33 protein-coding genes and 1 tRNA gene are annotated in these 25,436 nt (G+C 65.9%); 15 read left to right on the forward strand and 19 right to left on the reverse strand.

Annotated elements, in window-relative coordinates:
- The first annotated feature begins 33 nt into the window (after positions 1–33).
- Entirely contained in the window at positions 34–822 is a 789-nt protein-coding gene (locus tag FYJ91_RS03950) for an SDR family NAD(P)-dependent oxidoreductase (protein WP_149520952.1), read from the forward strand.
- A gap of 7 nt (positions 823–829) precedes the next feature.
- Here FYJ91_RS03950 and FYJ91_RS03955 read toward each other — a convergent pair whose 3' ends face one another.
- Both FYJ91_RS03955 and FYJ91_RS03960 read right to left on the reverse strand, forming a co-directional pair.
- Positions 830–1,456: a hypothetical protein gene (locus FYJ91_RS03955; protein ID WP_149520953.1), complete on the reverse strand. Its 627-nt coding sequence runs from the start codon at positions 1,454–1,456 to the stop codon at positions 830–832.
- A 312-nt stretch (positions 1,457–1,768) separates the two neighbouring features.
- On the reverse strand, positions 1,769–1,969 hold the full coding sequence (locus tag FYJ91_RS03960) for a hypothetical protein (RefSeq protein WP_149520954.1): 201 nt from the start codon (positions 1,967–1,969) through the stop codon (positions 1,769–1,771).
- Here FYJ91_RS03960 and soxR point away from each other — a divergent pair.
- Positions 1,947–2,312: a redox-sensitive transcriptional activator SoxR gene (gene soxR / locus FYJ91_RS03965; RefSeq protein WP_181008331.1), complete on the forward strand. Its 366-nt coding sequence runs from the start codon at positions 1,947–1,949 to the stop codon at positions 2,310–2,312. The genes FYJ91_RS03960 and soxR overlap by 23 nt on opposite strands.
- Here soxR and FYJ91_RS03970 read toward each other — a convergent pair whose 3' ends face one another.
- Complete coding sequence (locus FYJ91_RS03970) at positions 2,313–2,741, reverse strand: hypothetical protein (RefSeq protein ID WP_149520956.1); 429 nt, start codon at positions 2,739–2,741, stop codon at positions 2,313–2,315.
- A 904-nt stretch (positions 2,742–3,645) separates the two neighbouring features.
- Positions 3,646–4,566, reverse strand: coding sequence for a winged helix DNA-binding protein (locus FYJ91_RS03975; RefSeq protein WP_149520957.1), 921 nt, complete (start codon positions 4,564–4,566; stop codon positions 3,646–3,648).
- Positions 4,567–4,785: 219 nt separating this feature from the next.
- Here FYJ91_RS03975 and FYJ91_RS03980 point away from each other — a divergent pair, with 219 nt between their 5' ends.
- Complete coding sequence (locus tag FYJ91_RS03980) at positions 4,786–5,346, forward strand: hemerythrin domain-containing protein (RefSeq protein WP_149520958.1); 561 nt, start codon at positions 4,786–4,788, stop codon at positions 5,344–5,346.
- Positions 5,347–5,397: 51 nt separating this feature from the next.
- Here the strand turns inward: FYJ91_RS03980 and FYJ91_RS03985 are convergent, their stop codons facing one another.
- From FYJ91_RS03985 to FYJ91_RS04025, 10 genes are all read right to left on the reverse strand, one after another.
- Positions 5,398–5,610 carry a hypothetical protein gene (locus FYJ91_RS03985; protein ID WP_149520959.1) on the reverse strand — a complete coding sequence of 71 codons (213 nt, stop codon included), beginning with the start codon at positions 5,608–5,610 and terminating at the stop codon, positions 5,398–5,400.
- Positions 5,610–5,870, reverse strand: coding sequence for a translation initiation factor IF-1 (gene infA, locus FYJ91_RS03990; protein WP_149520960.1), 261 nt, complete (start codon positions 5,868–5,870; stop codon positions 5,610–5,612). Before infA ends, FYJ91_RS03985 begins: the two co-directional genes overlap by 1 nt.
- A gap of 3 nt (positions 5,871–5,873) precedes the next feature.
- The gene (locus tag FYJ91_RS03995; protein ID WP_149520961.1) at positions 5,874–6,080 is read right to left on the reverse strand and encodes a cold-shock protein; all 207 of its coding nucleotides are present in this window, start codon (positions 6,078–6,080) and stop codon (positions 5,874–5,876) included.
- A gap of 92 nt (positions 6,081–6,172) precedes the next feature.
- Positions 6,173–6,370 (reverse strand): hypothetical protein, encoded by a 198-nt coding sequence (locus FYJ91_RS04000; protein ID WP_149520962.1) that lies wholly within the window; start codon positions 6,368–6,370, stop codon positions 6,173–6,175.
- A 13-nt stretch (positions 6,371–6,383) separates the two neighbouring features.
- Positions 6,384–6,542 (reverse strand): hypothetical protein, encoded by a 159-nt coding sequence (locus FYJ91_RS20505; protein ID WP_181008332.1) that lies wholly within the window; start codon positions 6,540–6,542, stop codon positions 6,384–6,386.
- 113 nt (positions 6,543–6,655) lie between these two features.
- Positions 6,656–8,158 carry a DEAD/DEAH box helicase gene (locus FYJ91_RS04005; RefSeq protein WP_149520963.1) on the reverse strand — a complete coding sequence of 501 codons (1,503 nt, stop codon included), beginning with the start codon at positions 8,156–8,158 and terminating at the stop codon, positions 6,656–6,658.
- A gap of 110 nt (positions 8,159–8,268) precedes the next feature.
- The gene (locus FYJ91_RS04010; RefSeq protein WP_149520964.1) at positions 8,269–8,535 is read right to left on the reverse strand and encodes a hypothetical protein; all 267 of its coding nucleotides are present in this window, start codon (positions 8,533–8,535) and stop codon (positions 8,269–8,271) included.
- A gap of 66 nt (positions 8,536–8,601) precedes the next feature.
- Positions 8,602–8,907 carry a HigA family addiction module antitoxin gene (locus tag FYJ91_RS04015; protein WP_181008333.1) on the reverse strand — a complete coding sequence of 102 codons (306 nt, stop codon included), beginning with the start codon at positions 8,905–8,907 and terminating at the stop codon, positions 8,602–8,604.
- Positions 8,907–9,032 (reverse strand): hypothetical protein, encoded by a 126-nt coding sequence (locus tag FYJ91_RS04020; RefSeq protein WP_342787986.1) that lies wholly within the window; start codon positions 9,030–9,032, stop codon positions 8,907–8,909. Before FYJ91_RS04020 ends, FYJ91_RS04015 begins: the two co-directional genes overlap by 1 nt.
- 20 nt (positions 9,033–9,052) lie before the next feature.
- A complete protein-coding gene (locus FYJ91_RS04025; RefSeq protein ID WP_246152463.1) occupies positions 9,053–9,469 on the reverse strand; it encodes a hypothetical protein in 417 nt (138 codons plus the stop codon).
- Between the two features lie 108 nt (positions 9,470–9,577).
- On the opposite strand from FYJ91_RS04025, the gene FYJ91_RS04030 reads away from it, so the two are divergent.
- Both FYJ91_RS04030 and FYJ91_RS04035 read left to right on the forward strand, forming a co-directional pair.
- Positions 9,578–11,026, forward strand: a complete 1,449-nt coding sequence (locus FYJ91_RS04030; RefSeq protein WP_149520965.1) for an FAD-binding oxidoreductase — start codon at positions 9,578–9,580, stop codon at positions 11,024–11,026.
- An 82-nt stretch (positions 11,027–11,108) separates the two neighbouring features.
- Positions 11,109–11,885, forward strand: coding sequence for a SapC family protein (locus tag FYJ91_RS04035; protein WP_149520966.1), 777 nt, complete (start codon positions 11,109–11,111; stop codon positions 11,883–11,885).
- 433 nt (positions 11,886–12,318) lie between these two features.
- Here FYJ91_RS04035 and FYJ91_RS04040 read toward each other — a convergent pair whose 3' ends face one another.
- Positions 12,319–13,176 carry an N-formylglutamate amidohydrolase gene (locus tag FYJ91_RS04040; RefSeq protein ID WP_149520967.1) on the reverse strand — a complete coding sequence of 286 codons (858 nt, stop codon included), beginning with the start codon at positions 13,174–13,176 and terminating at the stop codon, positions 12,319–12,321.
- A 128-nt stretch (positions 13,177–13,304) separates the two neighbouring features.
- On the opposite strand from FYJ91_RS04040, the gene cpdR reads away from it, so the two are divergent.
- Together cpdR and FYJ91_RS04050 are read left to right on the forward strand one after the other, a co-directional pair.
- Complete coding sequence (cpdR, locus tag FYJ91_RS04045) at positions 13,305–13,682, forward strand: cell cycle two-component system response regulator CpdR (protein WP_149520968.1); 378 nt, start codon at positions 13,305–13,307, stop codon at positions 13,680–13,682.
- 58 nt (positions 13,683–13,740) lie between these two features.
- Positions 13,741–13,815 (forward strand) — tRNA-Val (locus FYJ91_RS04050).
- Between the two features lie 60 nt (positions 13,816–13,875).
- On the opposite strand, the gene FYJ91_RS04055 is transcribed toward FYJ91_RS04050, so the two are convergent.
- From FYJ91_RS04055 to FYJ91_RS04065, 3 genes are all read right to left on the reverse strand, one after another.
- Positions 13,876–14,634, reverse strand: a complete 759-nt coding sequence (locus FYJ91_RS04055) for an SDR family NAD(P)-dependent oxidoreductase (protein WP_181008334.1) — start codon at positions 14,632–14,634, stop codon at positions 13,876–13,878.
- A 5-nt stretch (positions 14,635–14,639) separates the two neighbouring features.
- Positions 14,640–15,830: a cytochrome P450 gene (locus FYJ91_RS04060; protein ID WP_149520970.1), complete on the reverse strand. Its 1,191-nt coding sequence runs from the start codon at positions 15,828–15,830 to the stop codon at positions 14,640–14,642.
- A 121-nt stretch (positions 15,831–15,951) separates the two neighbouring features.
- Entirely contained in the window at positions 15,952–17,052 is a 1,101-nt protein-coding gene (locus FYJ91_RS04065) for an NAD(P)/FAD-dependent oxidoreductase (RefSeq protein ID WP_149520971.1), read from the reverse strand.
- Positions 17,053–17,137: 85 nt separating this feature from the next.
- Here FYJ91_RS04065 and FYJ91_RS04070 point away from each other — a divergent pair, with 85 nt between their 5' ends.
- The 8 genes from FYJ91_RS04070 (at position 17,138) to FYJ91_RS04105 (ending at position 24,769) form a co-directional block, all read left to right on the forward strand.
- Positions 17,138–17,575, forward strand: coding sequence for an A24 family peptidase (locus tag FYJ91_RS04070; protein ID WP_246152408.1), 438 nt, complete (start codon positions 17,138–17,140; stop codon positions 17,573–17,575).
- Between the two features lie 48 nt (positions 17,576–17,623).
- Complete coding sequence (gene cpaB / locus FYJ91_RS04075) at positions 17,624–18,607, forward strand: Flp pilus assembly protein CpaB (protein WP_149520973.1); 984 nt, start codon at positions 17,624–17,626, stop codon at positions 18,605–18,607.
- A gap of 1 nt (position 18,608) precedes the next feature.
- A complete protein-coding gene (locus FYJ91_RS04080; protein WP_246152409.1) occupies positions 18,609–20,153 on the forward strand; it encodes a type II and III secretion system protein family protein in 1,545 nt (514 codons plus the stop codon).
- 124 nt (positions 20,154–20,277) lie between these two features.
- Positions 20,278–20,868, forward strand: coding sequence for a CpaD family pilus assembly protein (locus FYJ91_RS04085; RefSeq protein ID WP_246152411.1), 591 nt, complete (start codon positions 20,278–20,280; stop codon positions 20,866–20,868).
- The gene (locus tag FYJ91_RS04090; RefSeq protein ID WP_149520975.1) at positions 20,868–22,136 is read left to right on the forward strand and encodes a pilus assembly protein CpaE; all 1,269 of its coding nucleotides are present in this window, start codon (positions 20,868–20,870) and stop codon (positions 22,134–22,136) included. Before FYJ91_RS04085 ends, FYJ91_RS04090 begins: the two co-directional genes overlap by 1 nt.
- A gap of 53 nt (positions 22,137–22,189) precedes the next feature.
- Positions 22,190–23,134, forward strand: a complete 945-nt coding sequence (locus FYJ91_RS04095) for a type II secretion system F family protein (protein WP_149521327.1) — start codon at positions 22,190–22,192, stop codon at positions 23,132–23,134.
- A 4-nt stretch (positions 23,135–23,138) separates the two neighbouring features.
- On the forward strand, positions 23,139–24,131 hold the full coding sequence (locus tag FYJ91_RS04100; RefSeq protein WP_149520976.1) for a type II secretion system F family protein: 993 nt from the start codon (positions 23,139–23,141) through the stop codon (positions 24,129–24,131).
- A 65-nt stretch (positions 24,132–24,196) separates the two neighbouring features.
- Entirely contained in the window at positions 24,197–24,769 is a 573-nt protein-coding gene (locus FYJ91_RS04105) for a hypothetical protein (RefSeq protein WP_149520977.1), read from the forward strand.
- Here FYJ91_RS04105 and FYJ91_RS04110 read toward each other — a convergent pair.
- Complete coding sequence (locus FYJ91_RS04110) at positions 24,766–25,359, reverse strand: TetR/AcrR family transcriptional regulator (RefSeq protein ID WP_246152412.1); 594 nt, start codon at positions 25,357–25,359, stop codon at positions 24,766–24,768. The genes FYJ91_RS04105 and FYJ91_RS04110 overlap by 4 nt on opposite strands.
- Positions 25,360–25,436 lie beyond the last annotated feature (77 nt).

Consider the following 25,436-nt stretch of genomic DNA (forward strand, 5'->3'; position numbering starts at 1 on the left):
TCCTCCTGCGCAAACGCATAAAGGAGAGCCCGCATGAACCCCTGCCCCAACCGCCTCGACAATAAGGTCGCGATCGTCACGGCGGGGGCGGGGCGGATCGGATCGGCGGTGGTAAGGCGGCTGATCGGCGAAGGGGCGAAGGTGGCGGTGGTCGATCTGCGCGGGGATGCGGCGCAGGCAGTGGCCGATTTGCACGGCGACGCCGCGATCGGCCTCGCCTGCGACATGGCCGACGTGAAGCAGGTCGAGGCGATGGTCGCCGCGGCGGTCGATCGCTTCGGCCGGCTCGACATCCTCCACAACAATGCCGCCTTCCCAAGCAAGGGGGACGGCACCGCGATCGACACCTCGTTCGAACTGTGGGACGCGAGCATGGCGGTGAGCCTGCGCGGCTATTTCGCCGCGGCGAAATACGCCATCCCGCACATGATCGCGGGCGGCGGCGGATCGATCATCAACACCACGTCGTGCGCGGGGCTGGCGGGCGATGTCGCGCGGATCGCTTATGCCACCGCCAAGGCCGGCATCCTGGGCTTCACCCAGTCGGTCGCGACCCAGCACGGGCATCAGCGCATCCGTTGCAACGCGATCGCCCCCGGCCTGATCGCCGATGAAGGGATGCGTGCGATGATGCCCGGCTATATCGACATGTTCGCGCGCCACATCGCGCTTCCGTTCGTTGGCGAGGGCGACGACATCGCCGCGATGGTCGCCTTCCTCGCCTCCGAGGATGCGCGCTACATCACCGGCGAATGCTATCGCGTCGACGGCGGCTATCTGGCGCGGCAGCCGCTGGCGTCGGATTTGAGGGATGCGGGCTAGGCGTGCATCACAGGCTGATCAGCGGGCGCGCCTTCGCCTCCCACCGCGCGATCGCCTGGCTCATCGCGACCGACTTTGCGAGCTGACGATAATGGCGCAGATGCGCCTCCACGGCGGCGCCCATGAAGACGACGGTGAACAGGCCTAGCGCGAAATGCGCGCCGGCATTGGCGATGCAGCCCGTCACCGCCATCGGCAGCATTCCTATCATCATGCCGGGTATGGCGATCCACGGGCGGCAGTTCACGCTGCTCGCCACGCCCGCGCCATAGCCGAAGACGAGCGCAACGATCGACAGCTTCGCATCGGCCGACCCCATCAGGATGGCGCGCGCCGCAAACCCGCCCAGCGCCAGCGCGAAGAGAAAGAAGCAAGCCGCATAACGTCGCTCCGCGCGGCCCGCCTCCGCCGGGTCTAGCGGCGTCCCCTCGGCGCGTCTGCGAAACATCGCGACGACCATCAGCCGCATCGTGACCGCGAAAATCCCACACAGCCACAAGGCGCCCAGCAGCCGATCGCGCGTTTCGACGACCGCATCCAAACCGATCAGCGCGAAAGCGATCCCTGCGATTACGAGGGGAATGACGCTGGAATACAGCGCCTTGACCAGATCGACATAAATGTCCGCCGTCATGAAGAACGGCCCCCGGCGAAGACTTTCGAAAAAGTGACTGTCCCGCATCGCGCTGTCGTCCCTGAACGTATGGCGCGCCGATCCGGAGCATCACGGCTTCCGATCCACGGATCCGCGCCAACGTTCACAACAACACTCTATTGCGACAATTGATCCACATACGGATTTTTTGGACGTTCATCGGCTGGGGCGGCCACGCGCACCGTATGCGATGCAGGCTGGCACGCATCACCGAAGGCGGCATCGACACCTATGGCGGCGCGGTTGGGGAACGCCACCGACCAGCCCCCCGCCGCCGCTGTAAAAAGAGGCTTAAAACACCTTCCCTTCCCAACGTGCCTCGCGCGCTTTCTCGTCCAGGTAGCGGCTGAGCGCGAGGGCGGCGATCAGGGTTGCAGGCGCAATGGCGTGGCTCCATTCGCCGGCGACCAGCAGGGTCGCGATCGCGCCCGCCATCGCCAGGGCCGCCAGCACGCGCCCCAGATCGCGGGTGCGCAGCGGCACGAGCAGCATCGCGGCGGTCAGCTCGATCGCGCCCGTCCTGCGCTATGTCGCGCTGATCCAGGTGTCGCAGCGGGTTGGCCTGTCGTTGCGCACGATCAAGGATTTCTTCGCCACGATCCCCACCGATCGCGTGCTTTCCGCGCAGGACTGGCACCGCCTGGCCGAACCGTGGCGCGCATTGATCGACGCGCGGATCGAAACGCTGCGCCGCCTGCGCGACGAGGTGGACAGCTGCATCGGCTGCGGTTGCCTCTCGCTCACCGATTGCCCGCTGCGCAACCCGGAGGACCGGCTGGCCGGGCAAGGCGCGGGGCCGCGCATATTGATGCGTCCATCGACGGGGAAAGCGTGATCAGCAGGCCCGGTGATAGGCGTTGAGCCACAGCTCCGCCGCCGTCTCCGACGTGAAGACACCGTGGGTCCGCGGGTTGAAGCCACGCTTCATCTGCATCTTGACCAAGCTGGAGGCGACGATGATCGCAGCGCGCTCGGGCGGGCGATACATGCGGCACATCGCGCTGTGGAGCATGGCGGCGACTTCGGGTGCCTGCACCGGCGCGTCGCGCAGGTCGACCAGGGTGCGTGACGGCTGCCCGCCGCGCCGCGCCTCGATCAGCACCGCCTCGAATTCACGGATATGCGCGGCGACATAATCGACCGACCAGAATCCCTTCCCGACCACCTTGATCAGGTTCTGCATCCGATCGACCGCGACGGTGAGAACACCCCGCGAAGATACAGCGAATGGATCAGGCGATGTGTGAACGCTGGCAGTCTGCATGGCGAAGTCCCTCAACTTCACCCGGCGGTGCCTCCGTCTCCCTAAGGATTGGTGGACCGCTGCCGCAGAAGGGCACGAACCTCCACCAATGAATAATGCGCGAGTGATTTTGGGAGGCGGATTGAGGACCGAACCGCCCCCAATCGTCACCCCGGACTTGATCCGGGGTCCAGCTTCTTCCTTCTGAAGACTTTTCTCGCTTGCGGGAGAGGAAGCAGGAGCGATGTCAGCAAGCGCCCCCAATTGCGGTCGTTCGCAGCCAGTGCAATATCATTCCTATGAGCAAGACAGCTTGGGCTCTGATGTTACTTGCGCCGCTCATTGACGGCTGCTCACAGGCAAAGCCGCAGAGATGCACCAACGATTGTGGAGGCTACTACCACAATCCATCGCTGGTCAGGAAAGTTGTGGCAGATACAGGCCTCCCAATCTGCGAGAAAGCCAGCATGTTTCAGACTAGTGATCCCGCGATGGAGAGCGGAGCGCAAATGCCGGAGTATGCCGTTCAGACGATTGTAGGGGGCTACTGCCCAGCGTCATCAATAGCGCAGATCGATGCTCGCCTAAGCAAGAATGGAATAGCTTCTTACGAGACCGACCTTGGACGCCATGTATCAATTTCAGCATGGCCGCCTTCAGGATACGTTATCTCGGTTTGGTGGACCTCAAAGCCGAACGGCCGCTAACCACCCCATATCCGACATTCCGCTGCCCATCTGATGGCGAAGAAACAGAAGAAGCGGGACCCCGGATCAAGTCCGGGGTGACGGTGGGGGAGAGGGAGCGCTTCATTCCCTAGTCTCGTCATTGCGAGCGGAGCGAAGCAATCCACTCCGCAGCTCGGAGTGGATTGCCACGTCGCCTCCGGCTCCTCGCAATGACGAGCTGTGGGGAAGCCCCTCCCCTAAACCACCACCGTCCCCAGCCGCGCCGCCGCCGTCAGATAGCCCCGCATTCCCTGCGCCGCGCGGTCGGTGAGTTCGATGAAGACGCGGCGGCCGTCGAGGGGGTCGGCGATGCGCTTGAACAGGCCGGTGTCGGTCAGCTGCTTGATCCAGCGCAGCGCCGTCGTCGCGGGGACGGCGGAGGCGATGCACAGGCTCGATACCGCGACCGGCCGCTGTTCGATCCGCGAGGCGGTGAGATCGAGCAGCATGTCCCACGCCGGATCGGCGAACAGTTCATTGCCGAAATATTGGTCGCGCAGGCGGCGCGCACGGATCATCGCGCGGATCGTCGACGCATCGCTCGCTTCGGTCATCGCGGCGGCATCCGCAGGCGGCAGGGGTGGCGGTGAGGCGCGCTCGCGCATCGCGGGCGCCGGCTGCACCTCGTCCGACAAGCGCGCGAGGGTGCGTGCGATGCGGCCCACCTCCTCGCTCAGTTTCTGGAGCCGCGCCTGGCCGCCGTCCGACTTGATGTCGTGCAGTCCGAGGCGCGGTCGCCCGAGCATTTCCGCCACCGCCAGCGCGCGTTCGGTGGCGTCCGGGGTCGCGAGCAACGCCACGCCAGGTTGCCGTATCCGCGCCGCGGCGATGTCGATCAACGCGGGGGTGACGGTGACCACGCTGGCATGATTGCCCATCTCGGCTTCGGCATCGAGCCGGTCGAGCAGGCGATCGAGCATGTCGCCATGGTCGGTCGACACGTCGACCACCACCAGATCGGTCGTCACCTGGATATTGAGCCGGTCGATCGCCGCCGCGATCGGCATCGCCGCGGCCACCCGCGCGCCCGCATTGGCCGCGCTGCGCCTGGCGGCGGCGATCCCGGCATCGCTGTCACCAAAGATCAAAACGGTCGGTGAATCGTCCCAATCGGCCATGCTTTTTCCCCGCCGAAGCCAGCGGATCGCCCCCGATCCATGCTGACATTGGTGTTCGGCATTCGTTCCAGAATAGCAGCCAAATCGGACATGTCAGCCCGATTGCTCGAAAATGGAGGAAGTTGCGGGCGCGTTGCCGCTTCGGATTCCCGTTTCGGAACATCCCACCGTCGAGGCTCGTTGTTTGGCCGAAATCGAGGCGATCAGAGGAGTGCGACGATGTCAGGTAAATATGCGCCGCGCAACGAACAGGGCAAGCATGTGATCGCCAAGGACGATCCGGAAGCCCTGCGTGTCCTCAAGGAGGAGCATCACATCTTCCGCAGCCTGTTCGACGAGGCGAACCATGCCAGCGACGATCGCCTGCTGCAGATCGCGCGCGAATTGTGCATGCGCCTTTCGGTGCACATGACGATCGAGGAGGAGATCCTCTATCCCGCGCTCAAGCCCGTGATCGGCGCCGATGAGGTGGACGAGGGCATCGTCGAGCATCAATCGGGCAAGCGCATCTGCGCCGAGCTGGAGCAGCTCGACGGCACCGAGGAGCTGTTTGCGTCCAAGGTTCATGTGCTGGGCGAGGAAACCGTCCATCATATCGACGAAGAGGACGAGGATCTGTTCGAGGACGCCAAGGAAGCCCATGCCAAGGGCAAGGTCGACCTCGACGCTCTTGGTGAAAAGCTACGCGCCCGGCAGGCCGAACTCTATGATCAGATCGCCTCGACCGGCGAAACCGGCAAGACCTGCGACGCTATCGCCGACGAGGTCGAGCGCGTGTGATGCTGGGAATGTGAGGCTTTGCCCCCTCCCGCGCACGGGAGAGGGCAAGCTTCAGGCGCTCTCGGGCTGGGCCGCCGCGCTGTCGGCGAGCGCGGTGCGGCACAAGCGGCCGAGTTCGCGTCGCAAACTCGGCGACGACATGTGCGCCATCACGTTCAGATAGTTTTCGCGTGAAAGCGTGCGTTCGATCTCGACCAGGCCGGCACATGTGCCGGACCTGGCGAGTTCGTACGCGCGCTCGATGATGGTCGGGCCGTCCCGCATCAACGCCGCCGGGCGTTGCGCGGGCCGGGGCCGACCCCAGGCGTCCGCTCGCGGAAGATGATCCGCCCCTTGCTCAGGTCATAGGGCGTCATTTCAACGTGGACCCGATCGCCCACAACCGATCGAATGCGGAATTTCCGCATCTTACCGGCCGTATAGGCGATGATCCGATGGTCGTTTTCGAGCATGACGCCGAAACGACCATCGGGAAGGATCTCGTCGATCTGGCCTTCCAGGACGAGCAGTTCCTCCTTCGCCACTTATTAGGCAGCCTGCAGATTGACGGCCGAGGTCTTGCCGTTGCGCCCGGTTTCGAGCTCATACGAGACCTTCTGGTCCTTATCGAGCGTGTGCATGCCGGCGCGCTCGACGGCCGAGATGTGCACGAACGCGTCAGCGCCACCCTCGTCGGGCGAAATGAAGCCATAGCCCTTGTCTGCGTTGAAGAATTTGACGGTTCCGGTGATCATGTGGTCGTTCCTTTCGAATATCGAAAAATGGTGCTCTCGCGGTGCGAAGGCACTGGGGTCTGGAGGGAAGAAAAGGGTGGGCGTCGCGCTGTTCAGCCGACGCTGGCGGTCTTGGGCTCCGCTTCGCGGGCCTGACGCAGGCGATCGGCGAACAGCAATTGCTCCGCCAAGGCCCGCCAGGCTTTTTCAGCCCGCAAATGCCGTTCGCGCACATTGTCGAGCTGCGCCCGCTCGGCTTCGCGCGCGCACTCTTCGGCGCGCGCCAGGTAAAAATCGCTCGTGCTGCTCATGGTATATCCGCGATCAGCCGGCGATCCGGGCGGCGCGGCCGCTATACGTGTCGATTCGCTGGCTGTAGAGATTGGCGAGTTGCTGATGCACCATGCGCGAACAACGACATGCTGCGTCATCCGCGCGCATCGTTTCTATCTGCTGGCGACGAAGAAGATAATTGATGTCCATGGGGGCGCTCCGACCAGAAAAGCGGGAGCGCCTATGTCTCTCAGCCGTCGGTGGCTTAGGATGGTACCGACGATGCCGTGTCATAGCATCATTGGCCCATATCTCCTAATCGCTCACCGCGTGCCGAGGCTGACCTCCAGGAAACTGGGCAGCGGGCCGTTCCAGCCATCGTCGGGTCCGTCGTCGGCAAACTCGTCGCGACGGCGGCGCCCATCGCGATCGGCATCGCGGCGTGGCTGACGATCGTCGCGCTGGGAATCGCGCGGCGCGGGTGCCTCGCGGGGCGGGCGAGGTTCGCGGGCCGGACGGGCTTCGCGCTCGGCGCGGGGCTCGCGATCCGGGCGGGGCTCGCGATCCTGACGGGGTTCGCGGGCGGGACGCGGCTCGCGCGCGGGCTCGACAGCCTCGGCGCGCGGCTTTTCCTCGCGCGATCCGCCGCGCGGCTTGCGCGCGCCACGGCGCGGCGCGGCCTCGGCGGGTTCATCGCTCGATTCGACAGGCGCGCCCTTGCCGACACGCTCGATCGCACCGCCGGTCAGCTTCTCGATCGCCTCGACGGCCTCGGCATCCTCCGGCGTCACCAGCGTGAACGCCTTGCCGGTCGCGCCGCCACGACCGGTGCGGCCGATGCGATGGACATAATCGTCGGCATGCCATGGCACGTCGAAGTTGAAGACGTGGCTCACGCCCTTGATGTCGAGCCCGCGTGCCGCGACGTCGGACGCGACCAGGATGTTGATCTCGCCCGCCTTGAAGCGATCGAGCTCGCGCAGCCGTTCGGACTGCTCCATGTCGCCATGGATCTGGCCCGCCTTGAAGCCGCTCTGCTCCAGGCTTTTGGCCAGTTCGCGCACCATCGTCTTGCGGTTCGAAAAGATGATCGCGGTCGTCATGTCGTCGGCGCGCAGCAGCTCACGCAGCGTCTCGCGCTTGCCGCGGCTCGACGTCTCGACCAGCCGCTGCTCGATCGCGAGATTCTTCGACGCCGGACGCGAAACCTCGATCTGCTTGGGGTTGGTCAGGAACTTGTCGGCCAGCTTCTTGATCGGCGCGGGCATCGTTGCCGAAAACAACAGGGTCTGCCGCTGCGCGGGCAGCTTGGTGCAGATTTCCTCGATATCCGGGATGAAGCCCATGTCGAGCATGCGATCGGCTTCGTCGATCACCAGCAGCGAACAGCCGTTGAGCATGATCTTGCCGCGGCCGAACAGATCCATCAGCCGGCCCGGGGTCGCGATCAGCACGTCGACGCCCTTTTCGAGCGCCGCGATCTGATCGCTCATGTTCACGCCGCCGATCAGCAGCGCCATGTTGAGCTTGTGATATTTGCCGTATTTCTCGAAATTCTCGGCGACCTGCGCGGCGAGTTCGCGCGTCGGCTCGAGGATCAGCGAACGCGGCATGCGCGCGCGGGTGCGGCCATGTGCCAGGATATCGATCATCGGCAGCACGAAACTGGCGGTCTTGCCGGTGCCCGTCTGGGCGATGCCGATCAGGTCCTTCATCATGAGTACGGGCGGAATCGCCTGCGCCTGGATCGGAGTCGGCTCGGTATAGCCAGACTCTTCGACAGCGCGGAGGAGTTCGTCGGAAAGGCCGAGATCGGCGAACGACATAAGTGGTGCGGTTCCGGAAAATATGAGGGCAGCGCATGTCGCCCGCCCAAGCGCCGTCGCGCTAGGCGCTAGAGGCCCATTTTGTCAAGGGATTGCTGTCCCGGCCGGCCTCAGGCCACCACGCCCAACATGCTCGGCGGGGCGAGATTCACATCGTTCTGCACGATGCTGACGATATCGTCGATCTGCCCTTCGCAGCCCGGAAACTGGCCAAGATAGTGGATCGTCCAGTTGCAGCCGGTCGGGCTCTCGCTCGCGGTCGGCTTGGGCATGGGGATGATGATCTTGCGGTCGCTCGCCGCCTGTATCACCTCGTCCGCGTCGACGCGGGCCTGCACCATCGCCTGAATCTCGACACCCGAAGCCAGGTCACGCATGGCAATATCCTTCACCGTCATGCCCCCGACGAGGAAGAAACGGTGGAGCGGACCGCGCGTTCCGCTTCAGGCCGCGACCAGTTCGATCCTCGTCACGGCAATCTGGTCCTCCTTGGCTCGCGCTTGCGCCAGTTCGTAGTTCGCCTGCATCCGCAGCAGCGTATCGGCCTTTACCCCGAACGCCTTTTCGAAGCGCAGCGCCATTTCGGCCGACATCCCGTTATGGCCGTGGAGCAGATCGCTCACCGACTGACGACTCACGCCCAAGTGGCGGGCCAGCGGCGCGATCTTGATTCCATGCGGCTCGACGATCTCGCTGCGCAGCCATTCGCCCACATGAACCGCGAGAGACGGATGCATGATCATGGCCATCAGTGATAATCCTCCAGATCCAGATCGACGATCGCTTGCTCGTCGATCAATGCGAACGTCATCCGCCAGTTGCGCGTCACCGTCATTGCCCCGCGACCGGCCTTGTCGCCGGTCAGAACCGTCAAGTGTCAATTGACGGTTGACACTAATCCTTCGGCACGAGCTTCCGGAAGCGCTCGATCTCGCACTGCGCGCCCGAGCGGGTGCGGATGACGTCGCGATCGGAGCAGATGCGGCCGTCCTGGGTCGGCTTCATGTAGAAGCCCGAATAATAATCGAGCGCAGGGCAGTTCGAGGAGAAGCGCGCGCGCAAGCGATCGCCGTCGCGCGTCACCAGGTCGATCGCGTCGTCGGTCACGACCGCGGCGCCCGCGATCTGCGACAGGGCGACGCATTTCGGCCCCTTCTTCTCTTTCCACTTGAGCGGCTTGGGCGCGCCGACACGGCGCTTGATGATCAAGGTCTGCTGGATCGTGACCTGCGCAAACTCTGCGGGCACAGGCGCAGCCGACACCGGCGCCATCATCGCGCCCGCGATCATCACCAGCCCTGTCGTCCCCACGATTCGCAAACGTCCCGACCCTTTACCCCGCCACTCTGTCCCTTCGGCAGCTTGGTTGAACCGTGGATTAACTGGCAAAAATCCGGAAAGCTGCATAAAGTTTTGGATATGCCCGAAATCTCCTCCGACCTGCTGGCCCGGCTGGCCGATCTGCTGGGGCCGCAGGGCTTCACCACCGACCCCGCCGACATCGAACCGTGGCTTACCGACTGGCGCGGCCGCTATCGGGGATCGAGCCCTGCCCTCCTCTCTCCCGCCTCCGTTGATCAGGTCGCCGCGATCGTGAAGCAGGCGGCCGAGGCGCGTGTGCCGCTGGTGCCCCAGGGCGGCAATACCGGCACGGTTGCGGGCGCAACACCGCCGGCGGACGGCTCCGCATTGCTCGTGTCGCTGCGCCGGATGAACCGGATCCGCGCGATTTCCGCCGACGACAATGCCGTGATCGCCGAGGCCGGCGTGATCCTGTCGAACCTTCACGACGCCGCGACCGCGATCGGCCGCCGCTTCCCCCTCTCGCTCGCCGCCAAGGGGTCCGCCACGATCGGCGGCCTCGTGTCGACCAATGCCGGCGGCACCCAGGTGTTGCGCTTCGGGACGATGCGCAACCTGCTGCTGGGGATCGAGGCGGTGCTGCCCGATGGCTCGATCTTCCACGGCCTCGAAACGCTGCGGAAGGATAATCGCGGCTATGATCTGCGCCAGCTGCTCGCGGGGGCGGAGGGGACGCTGGGTATCGTCACCGCCGCCAGCCTTCGCCTCGTGCCGCGGCCCGCGGCGCGCGCGGTCGGCTGGGTCGGCCTGCCCGATCCGCAGGCTGCGCTGTCGTTGCTCCGCCGGCTGGAGGAGGTGACGAGCGAGGCGGTCGAAAGCTTCGAGCTGGTCCCCGCCCGCGCGCTCGATCTGGTCCTCGCCAACATCCCCGGCACCCGCGCGCCGCTTCAGGGCCGCCACGCGTGGAATGCGCTGATCGAAGTAACGGGCGCGGAGGGGGGCGCCGATCCCGCCGCGCTCCTCGAAACCGCGCTGGGCGCCGCGATAGACCATGGCCTGGTCGAGGATGCGACCATCGCCGCCAGCGAGGCGCAGGCCGAGGCGCTCTGGGCCTTGCGCGAATCGATTTCGGAGGCCGAGCGGATCGACGGCGCTTCGGCCAAGCACGACATCGCCGTTCCTGTCACCGCGATGCCCGCCTTCCTGATCGAGGAGGAGCGCGCTGTCGAGGCCGCCTTCCCCGGTTGCCGCATCATCGCCTTCGGCCATCTGGGCGATGGCAACATCCACTTCAACATCCTGCCGCCCACCGGGGCCGATCGAAGCGCGTGGATGACCGAAAAAGGCCCGGATGTCAGCGCGTTCGTCCACGATCGCGTCGCCGCGCGCGGCGGCTCGCTTTCGGCCGAACATGGCATTGGCCAGGCGAAGCTCGCCGAATTCGTCCGCCTCGCCGATCCGGTGCGGCTCGCCACGATGACCGCGATCAAACAGGCCATCGATCCGCTGGGGCTGATGAACCCGGGCAAGCTCCTCCCACTTGCTTCGCGCGCGCCCACGCCATAGAGGCTCTGCCGATCGTGGGGGCGTGCATCCGGTGCGGCTCCGCCCGAATCTCTAGGCCGAATCTTCAGGAGTAAGTGACGTCATGGCGAGCGCACCCGCCCAGGGCCTTCCGCTGTTCTACAAGGATCTTCAGCCGCTCTCGAGCCTGGATCATGCCGACTGGAAGGCGCGCAACATCGGTTCGGCGACCTTCTTCGCGCAGGCGCATGCGGTACCGCTGACGGTCGAGGAATTCATCTCGGCGCAGCGTTTCCACCCGATCGTTTTCTCGGCCGGCGCCAATCCCGTGCCGCTCGCGCTCATGGGTCTGAACGAAGGCGTCAACGTCTTCGTCGACGAGACCGGCCAGCCGCAGCGCGAAATGTACATCCCGGCCTATGTCCGTCGCTATCCGTTCCTGCTGGCGCGCCTGCGCCCGGATTCGGACGAGCTGTCGCTCTGCTTCGATCCGACCTCGGGCGTGCTCGGTGCGTTCGACGAAGGCGATGCGATCTTCAACGACGGCGAGCCCACCGACGTCATCAAGGGCACGCTGGAATTCTGCGAGAAGTTCGAACAGGCTGGCGCCCAGTCGGGCTTCTTCATGAACGAGCTGATCAACAACAAGCTGCTGATCGACGGCGAAGCCACGATCCAGCTGCCCGATGGCAGCGCGCCCTTCATCTATCGCGGTTTCCAGATCGTCTCGGAAGAGCGCGTCCTCGAGCTGCGCGGCGATGTGGTGCGCAAGCTGGTGCAGACCGGCGTGATGCCGCTGATCTACGCCCACCTCTTCTCGCTCCAGCTGATGCAGACCCTGTTCGGCCTGCAGCAGGAGCAGGGCAAGGTTCCGCAGCCCGAGCTGGTTCTGCCCTCCTAAGCCTCATCTGACTCGCCCTTGCGAGCGTGAAGAAGCGGTCCACTCCCAGGCGGAGTGGATCGCTTTTTTGCTTCCAGCCCCCTCGCGCGGGAAATCGTCGAAGGCGCGGAACGCCCGATCGCTACCGCAGCGAAACGATCGATGTGAGTCGTGAGCGCCACTGACATCGCTATCAGCATACGCCGCCCTTATTTCTCGCGGCTCGTTTCCGCGTGACGATCAAACATCTGAACTAGCGCCATTTTTATGGCATTCTAGGGAATATTCCCTAGCGCCGAAGATGCCTTGAAAAGGTAATGGACCCTACCTATCTTGTTGTTGTGCGGTGCCGTGTCCCCCTTTCGCGGCGGCGCACTGCGCATCCTTCTGGGATGCGCTCCTCCCTGAACCTTGGCCACCTCGCGCATCGCGCGAGGTGGTTTTTTCTTGTCCGCTATTCGGCCGCCATCGGCAGCGCTGCGTCGCGCAGACGATCGGCCAACCGCGCCGTGATCTCCCCGAACAAGGCGCGACACTCCGCCAGTCCCTGCGGGATGATCGCGCCGGCACCGTCGAGATAGAGCGTGCGATCGAACTCGATCTGGATCGCGTGGATGCCGCCGCGGGGGTTGGCGTGGCGGCGCAGCGCGTGGCCGCCCGCATAAGGCGCGTTGCGGATCGCCGGCAGGCCGGTCTCCCCGATTGTTTCCATCACCAGCTCGATCAGACCGATATCGGCGGCGGCACCGTGCAGATCGCCGACCACGATCCGTGGGGTCATGCGCCCGTAACTCGCCGGCAGCGCGGGCATCGAATGACAATCGAGCAGCAGCGCCGCCCCGAACTGCGTGCGCGCCGCGCCCAGCGCCTCGGCGATCGCGTGGTGATAGGGCGTATGGATCGTCGCGATCCGGCCCAGCGCCTCGTCCGCCGCCAACCGCCCGCGCCATAGCTCGCCCGCATGTGGCAGGCGGCGTGGGAACAGGCCCAGCCCCGCGCGCAGCTTGGGCGTGGGGGGCAGCGGATCGATCGTGATCGGCCCCGCGATCATCTCCGGGTCGATCTCGCGCGGATCGCGATTGAGGTCGAGCATCGCACGCGCCAGCCGCGCGACGATCAGGGTCGCGCCCATCGCGCGGGCGCCTTCGGCGATCCGATCGGCCAGCCGGTCCTCCAGCCCCGACAGCACGGCCTCGCTCACCCGGGCTGCAGCCAGCAATGCGGGCGTATAGATGCGCCCCGCATGCGGAACTGCCACCACCACCGGATTGCCCCCCGGCGCGCCCGCTTCGATCGAGAACGGCACGTCCATGTCCGCGATGCGACTCCACTGTTACACTGTCCGACGCGCATCTTTTGCGGCGTGCGATGGATTTTGTTAAGAGCTTGCAGCATAAGCGCAACGGCGGCTTCATTGGCGCGAGCTTCAGGCAGACTAGCATGGCGATCCGAATTCTTCTGGCCGAGGACGACGATTCGATGCGCGAATATCTTTCGCGCGCGCTCGAAAAGACTGGCTACACCGTGACGACCGTCGATCGTGGCACAGCGGCGCTGCCTCTTCTGGAGAGCCAGCGCTTCGATCTGCTGCTGACCGACATCGTGATGCCCGAAATGGACGGGATCGAACTGGCCCAGCGCGCAAGCGTGCTGGCGCCCGAGATGCGCGTCATGTTCATCACCGGCTTCGCTGCGGTCGCGCTCAAGAATGGCCAGACCCCGCCCGACGCCAAGGTTTTGTCCAAGCCGTTCCACCTGCGCGACCTGGTTCTCGAGGTCGATCGCATGTTCCAGGTGGGCACCGCCGCCGACCTCTGAAATTATGTTACGTTCGGTCTTGCGCAGGGGGGATCACCCCGCTAGAGACGCCGGCGTTGGGCGTGTAGCTCAGTGGTAGAGCACTGTGTTGACATCGCAGGGGTCGCAAGTTCAATCCTTGCCACGCCCACCATTAAAAGCCCGCCAGGTCAGCGACTTGGCGGGCTTTTTTGCGTCTTGCGAAGGCGCCGGTTTACGGCCGCAGCGACGCGCCGCCGTCCACTGCCATCACCTGCCCGTTGATCCATTCGCCATCCTTGGAGAACAGCATCGCGACCATCGCGGCGATGTCCTCCACGCGGCCCAGGCGGGGGGATCGGTGGGCGGCGAGCATGGCGGCCTGATTCTCGGCGGGCATGTGGGCGAGGTGATAATCGGTCATCACCATGCCGGGGCAGATCGCGTTGGCGCGGACGCCGTCCTTGCCCCAACGGCTGGCGATATGGCGCACCAGCGCGTTCACGCCCGACTTGGTCATCGCATAGGCCACGCGTTGCGGCTCGCCCATGTGGGCGGCGGACGACGAGGTGACGACATAGGCGCCCTTGTTGGCGATCAGGTGCGGCAGCGCGTGGCGCGCGCACAGCAGGGCGCCGCGCAGGTTCACCGCGATCGTCCGGTCAAAAATGTCGAGTGGGATGTCGAGCGCGTTCGTGTCGGCCAGGATCGCCCGCATGTCGGCGGCATTGGCGTGCATGAAATCGAGGCGCCCGAAAGCCTCCACCGTCGCCGCGACGAGGCCGGCGATCGAGGCGTCGTCGGACGCGTCATAGGCCATCGACGCCGCCTGCCCGCCCGCCGCGATGATAGCCTCGGCGGTGGCACGCGCCGAATCCGCGTCGATGTCGCCGATCATCACCGACGCGCCCTCTTCCGCCAGCCGCAGCGCGGTCGCCCCGCCGATCCCGCCGCCGCCGGCCACGACCGCCACCTTGCCTTCCAGTCTGCGCATCCTGCTTATCCTTCTCGTTCGAACAGTCGCGCCGGGATCGGCTGGTGGCCCAGACTTCCCGGCAGCGGCGGATAGGTTTCGCCTTCGATCGTTTCGAGCCGGTCCAGCCGGTCGATCAGGGTCTCCACCGCGATCTGCGCCTCCATCCGGGCAAGGCCCGCGCCGGGGCAGACATGCGAACCCGCGCCGAAGGCGAGATGCTTGCGCGGCTCGCGGCGATCGAGCCGGAAGGCGCCGCCCTCCTCGATCAGCCTTTCGTCATGGTTGGCGGAACCGATCCCCATTTCGACCCACGCCCCCTTGCCGATCGCGACCCCGCCGAACACCGTATCGCGCGTGCACTGCCGCGTCGTTCGCTGGACCGGCGAATCGCGGCGCAGCGACTCCTCGACGAAATTGGCGATCAGCGATCGATCGGCCGCGAGCGCCGCCCAGATATCGGCGTCCTGCACCAGCCGGTTGACGAGATGCGCGAGCAAGGATCGCGTGGTGTGCACCCCCGCCTGGATCATGAAGTGAAGCTGGGTGACGATCTCGGCATCGCTGAGCGGCTCGCCCTCGATCTTCGCGTCGAGCAGCAGCGCCATCAGGTCGTTCGACGGCCGCTCCAACGCCCGCTGGTGTACGAGATAGGCGGAGAAGAAGACGTGGCTCGACGGCCCCTCCGGTGGCACGCCGGGCGTCGCGGGGCGCTGCATCAGCGTGCCGTCCTCGGACCAGCGCATGAACGCCTCCGCCGCTGCGTCGTCGAGGTCCATGATCCGCGACATCGCGAAGGCGGGGATCGCCATCGCATAATCGTCGTGCAGGTTGGCGATAGGCTTTGCGAGCATCGCGTCGACCAGCCGGCCGCACTCCTCGCGCAGCACCGGCTCGACCGCCTTCAGCCGCGCGGAGGACATCGATGCGGTGATCAGCCGCCGGATGGCCTTGTGGCGCGGCTCCTCGATCTCGCTGAGATAATGCTGCTCGGGCGGGATCGCATCGACACCTGCCGGAATGCCGGTGATCGGGCCGAGGTCGGCGCGGAACGTATCGACATCGGTCAGCGCCGCGGCAACGTCCTCATAGCGCGACAGATACCAGGCGCCCTTGGGCGTGCGGTAGATCGGCTCCTCCGCGCGGATCCGCGCGAGCACATCGAACGGCACGCCATCGGACACGAAGCGCGGATCGTGCGGATCGAACTCGGCCATCCCGGCACCCCCTCAGTCTTTGGCTGTGGGTATGGCGCGTGAGAGCAGCGGCGGGAGCGCGAAGTCGGGCTTTCCGGGGTGACGGATCACACTTCCTCCCCTCCCTTGGCAGGGAGGGGAGTTAAGAGCGAAACCGCCCCGGCGCGTAGCGTTCGGGATCGAGCCCCACAGGCACCCCCCGCCCCAGCAGCAGCGCGGCGGCGAGAGCGGCAGCGGCGGGCGCGGTCTGGATGCCGAAGCCACCCTGCCCCGCGCACCAGAAGAAGCCGGGCACCTGCACGTCGAAACCATAGATCGGCGCGCGATCGGGGGAGAAACTGCGCAGGCCCGCCCAGGCATGTTCGCGCTTCAGGATGCGCCAGTCGACCGCATGCTCCATCCGGTCGATCGCGATCGCGACGTCGAGTTCCTCGGGCGCGGCGTCGCACGGGTCGCATGGCGTTTCGTCATGCGGCGAGAGCCAGAGCTTGCCGGCCTCGGGCTTGAAGTAGAACAGTTCCTCGGCGTCCATTACCAGCGGCAGATCAGCCGGCGCGGGTGGATCGACGGCGAGCTGGATCACGGTGCGACGATAGGGCTGGATGCCGATCGGCGCGCCCCCCGCCAGCTTCGCGACATCGTCGGCCCAGGCACCGGCGGCGTTGACGAGGATGTCGGCGGCAAAGCGCCCCGCCGTCGTCTCGACCACCCAGCCGTCCCCCGCGTGCACCGCGCCCAGCAATCGGGCCGAGCGCACGATCTGCGTGCCCGTGCGCCGCGCCTTGCCCAGATAGTCGGCATGAAGCGCGGCCACGTCGATGTCGGCGCAGCTCGGCTCGTAAAGCCCGGTGTCGCGATCCGCGCGCGTCCCTGGCACCCAGCGTTCGATTCCAGCGCGGTCGATCGGTTCGAGGACAACGCCGGTTCCGGCAAATTCCGCCGCGAGCCGATCGAGCGCCGCCCGCCCTGCGTCGGTCCCTGCGACATGCAGGCACCCGCGCGGCTTGAGGAAACCGCCATCGCGCAAGGGCGCGAGTGACGCACTCGTCAGCGGCTGGATCGAGGGGCCGCCATAGGTTTCGGACCAGAAGGCCGCCGATCGCCCGGTGCTGTGATAGCCGGGCTGATCCTCGCCTTCGATCAGGATGACGCGGGCGCCATCCCCTATTTCGGCCGCTAGGCTGGCGCCCGCAATCCCGGCGCCCACGATCAGGATATCCGCGCGGGTTAGACTAAGGTCCATAAGGCCCGCTTACGGTTTGGTAACCGCCCCCGTCTAGTTCTCCTTAACCATGATTACAGGTGCATCCGACATTTTCGCGGCTGTTTTGTCCGTCCTGCTGCTGATCGCGGCGTGGACGGACCTGCGCAGCCGGATCATCAGCAACGAGCTGAACGCTGCGATCGCGCTGGTCGCGATCGTGTGGTGGTTCGTCGGCGGCTATCCGATCTGGCCCGACATCGGCCTGCGCGTGCTGCTCGCCTTCGGCCTGTTCGCCGTTTTCGCGCTGCTCTTCGCCTTTCGGATCATGGGCGGGGGCGACGTGAAGATGATGGGCGCCTTTGCTTTGTGGCTGCCGATGCCGCTGGTGCTGCCGATGCTGTTCGTCACTGCGCTGGCCGGCGGCCTGATCGCGGGCTTCCTCGCCATCCGTGCCCGTTTCCGTCCCAACGAAGCCCCGCCCGAGGTGCCGTACGGCATCGCGATCGCGCTGGGCGGCTTCTGGGTCATGGCAAACGGGTTGTTAACCATCCGGGCTGCATAAACCCGACATCGGGTGCCCGGTGGCGCCCAAGTACAAGGCTTTCCGACGATGGACGCTAGGAAGTTGCTGTTGCTGGTCGTGGCGCTGTTGATGGCGGGGGTATCCGCCTTCTTCGCACGCGGCATGTTCGGGGGCGAACCCGAAGCGGTCGCCGCGCCCTCGGCGCTGGCGGCGGCGCCCGCGCCCTCCGGGCCCGAGGTGCTGGTCGCCTCGCGCGCGCTGCCGGTCGGCACGATCATCGGCCCGGAAAGCGTCCGCTATCAGCGTTGGCCCGCCGAGCTGGTCGACGCCAAGAATTATTATGTGAAGGGCGCCTCCGACGTCGCCTCGCTCACGGGCACGGTCGTCCGCGTCCCCGTTTCCGCCGGTCAGCCGGTCACGCAGGGCTCGCTCGTCAAGCCGGGCGACCGTGGCTTCCTGGCCGCCGCGCTCGGCCCCGGCATGCGTGCCGTGACGGTCGCGGTGTCGGCGCAGTCGAGCGTCGCGGGCTTCGTGTTCCCCGGCGATCGCGTCGATCTGCTGCTGGCGCAGGAAATTCCCGGCGGCGGCGACGGTCCGCCGCTCAAGGCTGCCGAAACCATCGTCCGCAACATCCGCGTCCTCGCCACCGATCAGAAGACCGACAAGACCGTCGACGATGCCGGCAAGACCGTCGTTGCGCAATATAGCAACGTCACGCTGGAGGCGACGCCGCGCATCGCCGAGAAGATCGCCGTCGCACAGACCGTGGGCCAGCTCTCGCTGTCGCTCCGCTCGATCGCCGACGACAAGGCGCAGCTCGAGGACGCGATCGCCAGCGGCCAGGTCAACGCGCCGTCCGATGCCCGCGCCGAACGCCAGCTGCTGCTCCAGCTTTCGTCGACGCCCAGCGACACCGATCCGACCTACACCGTCGGTGCCGACGTCTCACGCTTCCAGCGCAGCTCGGTGCCCGCGAAAGTCGCCGGCGGCACCGCGATGCCCATGGGCGGCGCGCCCAAGCCGATCGTCACCATCCGCCGCGGCTCGGCCACGGCGGCGGGAGAGAATTGAGATGCGTATGCGTAACACCTCGCCCCTGATCACCCCGATGATCGCCGGCGCGATCCTGCTCGGTCTCGCGCTCGCGCCCGTCAACGGCGCGTCGGCCGCGATCCCGTCGAGCGGCGTCACCCGCCACGCGCTGACGGCCAAGCCGACCGACGTGATGACGCTGTCGATCGGCCAGGGCCAGCTGGTGCAGCTGCCCGCGGCGATGAGCGATCTGTTCATCGCCGATCCCGCCGTCGCCGACGTGCAGGCGCGCTCGCGCAGCCAGCTCTATGTCTTCGGCAAGGGCGGCGGATCGACCGTTGTCTATGCGACCGACGCGGCCGGCAAGGTCGTCTGGTCGTCCACGGTGCGCGTCGACCGGAACATCACCAACGTCGAAACGATGCTGAAGCTCGCCATGCCCGAAGCGGACATCAAGGCGACGACGATGAACGGCATCGTCCTGCTCACCGGCACCGTCGCATCCCCGTCGGATGTCGAGGAAGCGGAGAAGCTGGTCGAAAAGTTCGTCGGCAACAGCGGGAAGGATGGCGATCAGGCCGGCGGCGTGCAGGTGGTGAACCGCATCAAATCGGCCACCCCGATGCAGGTCCAGCTGCGCGTCCGGATCGCCGAGGTGAATCGCGCCTTCGCAAAGTCTATCGGCGTCAACCTGCTGACACGCGACACCTCTAGCGGCTTTCTGTTCGGCGTAGGCCGCGGCGATGCCGGCACGATCACGGGTCCCCCTGGCAGCCCATCGTACAGCGCCAATTACTCCACGACCGCGACTACGCTGGGCTTTGCCAAGCATATGCTGGGCATGGACATACTGGCCACGCTCGACCTTGCCGAAAATGACGGGCAGCTGACGACGCTGGCCGAACCGAACCTGACCGCGATGTCGGGCGAGACCGCCAGCTTCCTGGCGGGCGGCGAGATCCCGATCCCGCTGTCGCAGGGCCTGGGCGCCGTGTCGGTCGAGTTCAAGCAGTACGGCGTCAGCCTGTCGTTCACGCCGACGGTGCTCTCGGGCGGCCGCATTTCGATGCGGGTGCGCCCCGAAGTGTCGCAGCTGTCGTCGGCCGGCGCGGTCAAGATCGGGTCGATCGAGATTCCGGGCATCACCACGCGCCGGATGGAAACGACGGTCGAACTCGGTTCGGGCCAGGCTTTCGTGATCGGCGGCCTGCTGTCGAACACGCAGAACAACACGATCGACAAGGCGCCGTTCCTGGGCGACCTGCCGATCCTGGGCAATCTGTTCCGCTCCACCGGGTTCAAGCGCAACGAGACCGAGCTGATGGTCATCGTCACGCCCTATCTGGTGCGCCCCGTCTCGGCCTCGCAGATCGCGCTGCCGACCGACGGTATGCGCGCGCCGACCGATGGGGAGGCGATCATCGCCGGCCAGATCTTCAGCGGCAAGCCCGGCGCCAGGCCCGCCGTTCCGCAGTCCGCGCCCGCGCGCACCATCCCCGCCCCGCAGGGTCCGGTGTCGAAGGCGGCGCCCAAATCCACCAACCAGACCGCGTCGATCCCCGATGCGGGCTTCTCGATCTACTGAGGCGACTGACATGCCCCACCTCCCCACCCCCCGTTCGTCCCGAGCGAAGTCGAGGGATGTCGGCTCGCGGAACGTGTCTCGACTTCGCTCGACACGAGCGGTTGTAGTTTTGATGGCGCTGGCGATGCCCCTCGCACCCGCGCTGGCGGATCGCTTCAACCGGACGGTGGACTCGATCCACCAGCCGGTCGTCTCGCGCTCCGATTACGTGCTCGACGTGCCCGCCAGCGGCCTCACCTCCGCGCAGGCCGACAAGGTCGATCAGTGGTTCCGCGCGATCGACCTGGGCTATGGCGATCGTGTCAGCCTCGATGCGTCGCAGGCGGGCAGCAGCGGTGCTGCGGCCGATATCGCGACGATCGTCGGCGGCTATGGCCTGCTCATGAGCCGCGGCGCGCCCGCGACCGAGGGCGCGGTGCCCGCCGGCTATCTGCGCATCGTCGTCAGCCGATCGACCGCCAGCGTCCCCGGCTGCCCCGATTACAGCCAGCCTTCGCAGCCCAACTTCACCGCGTCGACATCGTCCAACTATGGCTGCGCGACCAACAGCGCGCTCGCCGCGATGATCGCGAACCCGGAAGATCTGGTGCGCGGCGCCGAAGCCCCCGGCGCCGACAATGCCGAGATCGCGACCCGATCGATCCGCGCCTGGCGCACGACCGAGCCGACGTCGAAGCAGGGTCTCAAGCGCGAATCCACGAAGGGAGGCAATTGATGAACGCGCCCTTCAATCCCAGCGCAGCGGCGACTCGGCACCCGTTCGCGGCGTATGTCTGCGACGATCTGTCGGCCGAACTGCTCAAGCCGCTGGTGTTCGAACTCGGCTGGCCGCCGGAATCGGTCGCCAAGGGCGGCATCCGCGCGGCGATCCAGTCGCTGTCGGTTTCGGCGAGCCCGACGATCCTGTTCGTCGACCTGTCCGATTGTGCCGATCCGCTGAGCGATATCAACGCGCTGGCCGAGGTCTGCGAACCCGGAACCGCCGTGATCGCGTGCGGCGCGATCAACGACGTCCGCATGTATCGCGAGCTGCTGAACAGCGGCATCCAGGATTATCTGCTCAAGCCGTTCACCGCCGATCAGGTGCGTGACAGCTTCGCCAATGCGCAGATGATGCTGATGGGCCCGCGCCACGGCGATGCAGGCGATATCCGAATCCACCTGATGACCGCGGTCATCGGCGTGCGCGGCGGCGTCGGCGCGTCGACGATCGCCAGCTCGCTCGCGTGGCTGATGGGCGATACCGGCGGGCATTCGACCGCTCTGCTCGACCTCGACGTGCATTTCGGCACCGGCGCGCTCTCGCTCGATCTCGAGCCGGGCCGCGGCCTGACCGACGCGATCGACAACCCCGCGCGCATCGACGGGCTGTTCCTCGAACGCGCGCTGGTGAAGGCGAACGACAAGCTGTCGGTCCTGTCGGCCGAAGCGCCGATCGGCGCGCCGATCGTCACCGACGGGCAGGCATATTATCAGCTTCAGGAGGAGATGAAGGCGGCGTTCGAATGTACCGTCGTCGACATTCCCCGCCACATGATGATCCAGCACCCGCACATGTTCCACGACGTCCAGTCGGTGGTGCTGGTGGTGGACCTCACGCTCGCGGCCACCCGCGACACGATCCGCATCCTCGCCTGGCTCAAGACCAACGCGCCGCAGGCCGGCGTGCTGATCGTCGCCAACAAGGTCGCGCCCAGCCTGACGGAGATCAGCCGCAAGGACTTCGAAAGCTCGATCGAGCGTTCGGTCGATTTCCTGCTGCCGTTCGACCACAAGCAGGTCGTCAACGCCGCCAAGCTCGGCAAGTCGGTCGCCGACGCAGGCAAATCGTCCAAGCTTGGCCAGGGCATCGGCCAGATCGCCAAGAAGCTGCTCGAACTCGTCACCGACGATGACGCGGCGGAAACCAAGAAGGCGTCGCTGCTCGATGAGCTGGTGACGATCTTCAAGGCCAAGCCCAAGACCTCCAAGGCCAGCAAGTAACGGCGGACGGCGGACCCAAAGGCGTGACCTTCCTCCTCCTCTTCACCTTCCTGATGGTGAGCATGCTGCTCGTCGCCTGGGCGATCGCCCGGCCGGCGTCGGCGCGCGCCAAGGCGCGGCGGCTCGCGTCGATCAAGTCGCGCCACGCCACCGCCAGCGAGGCCGCGGTCAGCGATCAGGTGAAGAAGCTCCTGTCCAGCCGCGCCGCCCTCGCCGCGCGGCAGGGGTCCCTGTTCGCCCGCCTCGTCCCCGGCCCCGCCGACCTCGCCCTGCGCATCGACGCGGCGGGCAAGGATTGGACGCCGAACCAGTTCTACATCGTATCCGGCGCTGTTGGCGTCGTGCCGTTCCTGGGCCTGTGGATTTACGGCTTCCCGTTCCTGATGGCGCTGATCCTCGGCGCGTGCGCCGGGCTGGTCATCCCGCGCATGGTGCTGACCTCGCTGGTCAAGCGCCGGCTGAACGGTTTCGTCAGCCGCTTTCCCGATGCGATCGAGTTGCTCGTGCGTGGCCTGCGCGCGGGCCTGCCCATTTCGGAGACGATCGGCGCGGTCGGCGCCGAGATCGAAGGGCCTGTGGGCGAGGAATTCCGCACCGTCGCCGATCGCATGAAGATCGGTCGCACGATGGAAGGCGCGTTGCAGGACACCGCCGACCGGATCGGCACGGCCGAATTCCAGTTCTTCGTCATCACGCTGGCCATCCAGCGCGAGACCGGCGGCAATCTGGCCGAAACGCTCAGCAACCTGGCCGATGTGCTGCGCAAGCGCATGCAGATGAAGCTCAAGATATCGGCGATGTCGTCCGAATCCAAGGCGTCTGCCTATATCATCGGCGCCTTGCCCTTCGTCGTCTTCGGCCTGATCAGCTTCATCAGCCCGAATTACATGGGCGGCTTCTTCCACGACACGCGGCTGATGATCGCGGGTGGTGTGGGCCTGATCTGGATGTCCATCGGCGCGTTCATCATGCGCGAAATGATCAATTTCGAGATCTGACGCGATGCCTCCGCACACACCCGATGCCGCTTTCTTCCACACGATCGTATCGATCGGGATGGCGCTGGCGACCGCCGTCGTCGTCCTGATCCTGGGCCATTCGGTGGTGAAGAGCGTCGCGCGCGATCCGATGACGCGCCGCGTGAAGGCGCTGAACGACCGCCGCGAACAGCTCAAGGCCGGCGTCGCCGCCTCCAAGACGCGCCGCCGCGCCAAGCTGGAGCAGAAGAACGCCAAGATCGACCGGATGAAGGCGATCCTGGGTTCGATGAAGATGCTGCAGGATACGCAGCTCAAGGCCGCGTCGCTCAACCTGTCGCGCGCGGGCATCCGCACCAAGGACGCGGCGATCACCGTCATCTTCTTCCGCCTGGTCGCCCCGATCCTGATCGGCGGCACCGCGGCGATCGGCGTCTATCTGCTCCACTGGTTCCCGGAGGCATCGGCCTTCAAGAAGTACATGATCGTCGCGGGTTCGCTGGTGCTCAGCTACAAGGCGCCCGACATCTATGTGAAGAACCTGATCACCAAGCGGCAGAAGGAAATCCGCAAGGCGCTTCCCGACGCGCTCGACCTGATGGTGATCTGCGCCGAAGCCGGCCTGACCGTCGACATGGCGTTCAACCGCGTCGCGCGCGAACTTTCGAAGGCCTATCCCGAGCTGGGCGACGAATTCGCGCTGACCGCGATCGAATTGGGCTTCCTCACCGATCGGCGCATGGCGTTCGAAAATCTCGCGCGCCGCGTGAACCTCGAATCGATCCGCGGCGTGGTGACGACGATGGTGCAGACCGAGAAATACGGCACCCCCCTCGCCGCCGCGCTGCGCGTGCTGTCGGCCGAATTCCGGCATGAGCGCATGATGAAGGCCGAGGAGAAAGCCGCGCGCCTGCCCGCGATCATGACCGTGCCGCTGATCATGTTCATCCTGCCGGTTCTGTTCATCGTGATCCTCGGCCCGGCGGCCTGCTCGATCAGCGACAACATGTTCCACTAACGAGACGCGGGAACTCATAACGCCCCCTGTTCGTTGCGCTGCAACAACTACTGAGGGTGTTTTGGATGTTCGATTTCACGACCAACCAGTGGGCGATCATCGGCCTCGTCCTGATCCTCGGCTGGCTGCTCGGCCTGTTCACGATGGCGGGTGGGCGCAAGTGGAAGTCGGGATATCTCGTCGAACGCAACCGGCGGATCGAGCTCGAGAAGCAGCAGGCGACCTATGAGGACCGCCTCGCCGCGCATCAGGCGCAGGCCGATCGGCTGGCGATCCTGGAAAAGGAACGCGCCGCGCAGGACGCCCGCATCGCCGAACTCGAACGCCATCGCACCACGACCGCCGCGCCCGTCGCACCTGTGACCGCCGCAACCGCCGGATCGATCGCGGCCGCAGCATCGGGCCAGCGGGACGATCTGTCGCTCATCTTCGGGATCGGCCGCGGCGGCGAGCAGCGGCTCAACGATCTCGGCATCTACCGCTACAAGGACATTCTCGCGCTCAGTGCCGCCGACGAGGCTGATCTTGAAGCCCGTCTGGGCATGGAACGCGGCGAAATCGCCGAGGAACGCTGGCGCGAGCAGGCCGATCTCCTCGCGCGCGGCAAGACCGACGAACATGCGCGGCTGTTCGCCTAAGCGACGTCCTCCAGCATCCTGATCGCCTGATCCACCAGTTGCTCGATCCGGCGGCGGGGTAGTTCCTGCTGCGCCAGAGCGACATGATAGACGATTCCACCGAGCAGCGTGGAGCAGGCGAAATCGATCTCCTCGGGCGCGACCGACGGAAAGAGTTTCCGCAACTCCAACCGATAATATTCGAGTTCGTGGCTGACATGGCCGGTTATGGCGGCGACCAGTTCGGGAATCTTGGCCGCGACGAACCCCAGGCTTATCAGAGCCGGACCACGGTGGCCCGACAGATAGATGGCGCCCGCCAGCGAATGCGCGATCAGCGCATCGCGCGGCGACATCTCGGGCGGAAGATCGGGCTCGACTGATCGTGACGTCGAATCGAGAATCGCGGCGATAAGCTCGGCCTTCGTCGCGTAACGCCGATAGAGCGTCGCGCGGCTGCATCCCACGATTTCGGCGACCCCTTCGAAGGTCAGGCCGTCATAGCCCCGCTCCGCCAGCAACTGCCACGTCGCGTCGCGAATGCTCGCATCCTTGTCGGTATCGCGCGGTCGCCCTCGGCGTCGCTGCGCCTCGATCATAACCTCCGGCACGTCCGTCTCCCGCAGTTATTTTGTCATATATTAACGATACACGCCCGCCTCGTAAATACAGGGAGTGCTATCCGTGG

It is taken from the genome of Sphingomonas montanisoli (assembly GCF_008274695.1).
GTDB lineage: Bacteria > Pseudomonadota > Alphaproteobacteria > Sphingomonadales > Sphingomonadaceae > Rhizorhabdus > Rhizorhabdus montanisoli.

Bases quoted from the DNA above. Each gene is read 5' to 3' on its own strand.
- FYJ91_RS03950 (WP_149520952.1), top strand. From the start codon at position 34: ATGAACCCCTGCCCCAACCGCCTCGACAATAAGGTCGCGATCGTCACG.
- FYJ91_RS03955 (WP_149520953.1), bottom strand. From the start codon at position 1,456: ATGACGGCGGACATTTATGTCGATCTGGTCAAGGCGCTGTATTCCAGC.
- FYJ91_RS03960 (WP_149520954.1), bottom strand. From the start codon at position 1,969: ATGCTGCTCGTGCCGCTGCGCACCCGCGATCTGGGGCGCGTGCTGGCG.
- FYJ91_RS03970 (WP_149520956.1), bottom strand. From the start codon at position 2,741: ATGCAGACTGCCAGCGTTCACACATCGCCTGATCCATTCGCTGTATCT.
- FYJ91_RS03975 (WP_149520957.1), bottom strand. From the start codon at position 4,566: ATGGCCGATTGGGACGATTCACCGACCGTTTTGATCTTTGGTGACAGC.
- FYJ91_RS03980 (WP_149520958.1), top strand. From the start codon at position 4,786: ATGTCAGGTAAATATGCGCCGCGCAACGAACAGGGCAAGCATGTGATC.
- FYJ91_RS03985 (WP_149520959.1), bottom strand. From the start codon at position 5,610: ATGCGGGACGGCCCGACCATCATCGAGCGCGCGTACGAACTCGCCAGG.
- FYJ91_RS03995 (WP_149520961.1), bottom strand. From the start codon at position 6,080: ATGATCACCGGAACCGTCAAATTCTTCAACGCAGACAAGGGCTATGGC.
- FYJ91_RS04000 (WP_149520962.1), bottom strand. From the start codon at position 6,370: ATGAGCAGCACGAGCGATTTTTACCTGGCGCGCGCCGAAGAGTGCGCG.
- FYJ91_RS20505 (WP_181008332.1), bottom strand. From the start codon at position 6,542: ATGGACATCAATTATCTTCTTCGTCGCCAGCAGATAGAAACGATGCGC.
- FYJ91_RS04005 (WP_149520963.1), bottom strand. From the start codon at position 8,158: ATGTCGTTCGCCGATCTCGGCCTTTCCGACGAACTCCTCCGCGCTGTC.
- FYJ91_RS04010 (WP_149520964.1), bottom strand. From the start codon at position 8,535: ATGCGTGACCTGGCTTCGGGTGTCGAGATTCAGGCGATGGTGCAGGCC.
- FYJ91_RS04015 (WP_181008333.1), bottom strand. From the start codon at position 8,907: ATGGCCATGATCATGCATCCGTCTCTCGCGGTTCATGTGGGCGAATGG.
- FYJ91_RS04030 (WP_149520965.1), top strand. From the start codon at position 9,578: ATGCCCGAAATCTCCTCCGACCTGCTGGCCCGGCTGGCCGATCTGCTG.
- FYJ91_RS04035 (WP_149520966.1), top strand. From the start codon at position 11,109: ATGGCGAGCGCACCCGCCCAGGGCCTTCCGCTGTTCTACAAGGATCTT.
- FYJ91_RS04040 (WP_149520967.1), bottom strand. From the start codon at position 13,176: ATGGACGTGCCGTTCTCGATCGAAGCGGGCGCGCCGGGGGGCAATCCG.
- cpdR (WP_149520968.1), top strand. From the start codon at position 13,305: ATGGCGATCCGAATTCTTCTGGCCGAGGACGACGATTCGATGCGCGAA.
- FYJ91_RS04055 (WP_181008334.1), bottom strand. From the start codon at position 14,634: ATGCGCAGACTGGAAGGCAAGGTGGCGGTCGTGGCCGGCGGCGGCGGG.
- FYJ91_RS04060 (WP_149520970.1), bottom strand. From the start codon at position 15,830: ATGGCCGAGTTCGATCCGCACGATCCGCGCTTCGTGTCCGATGGCGTG.
- FYJ91_RS04065 (WP_149520971.1), bottom strand. From the start codon at position 17,052: ATGGACCTTAGTCTAACCCGCGCGGATATCCTGATCGTGGGCGCCGGG.
- cpaB (WP_149520973.1), top strand. From the start codon at position 17,624: ATGGACGCTAGGAAGTTGCTGTTGCTGGTCGTGGCGCTGTTGATGGCG.
- FYJ91_RS04080 (WP_246152409.1), top strand. From the start codon at position 18,609: ATGCGTATGCGTAACACCTCGCCCCTGATCACCCCGATGATCGCCGGC.
- FYJ91_RS04085 (WP_246152411.1), top strand. From the start codon at position 20,278: ATGCCCCTCGCACCCGCGCTGGCGGATCGCTTCAACCGGACGGTGGAC.
- FYJ91_RS04090 (WP_149520975.1), top strand. From the start codon at position 20,868: ATGAACGCGCCCTTCAATCCCAGCGCAGCGGCGACTCGGCACCCGTTC.
- FYJ91_RS04095 (WP_149521327.1), top strand. From the start codon at position 22,190: ATGGTGAGCATGCTGCTCGTCGCCTGGGCGATCGCCCGGCCGGCGTCG.
- FYJ91_RS04100 (WP_149520976.1), top strand. From the start codon at position 23,139: ATGCCTCCGCACACACCCGATGCCGCTTTCTTCCACACGATCGTATCG.
- FYJ91_RS04105 (WP_149520977.1), top strand. From the start codon at position 24,197: ATGTTCGATTTCACGACCAACCAGTGGGCGATCATCGGCCTCGTCCTG.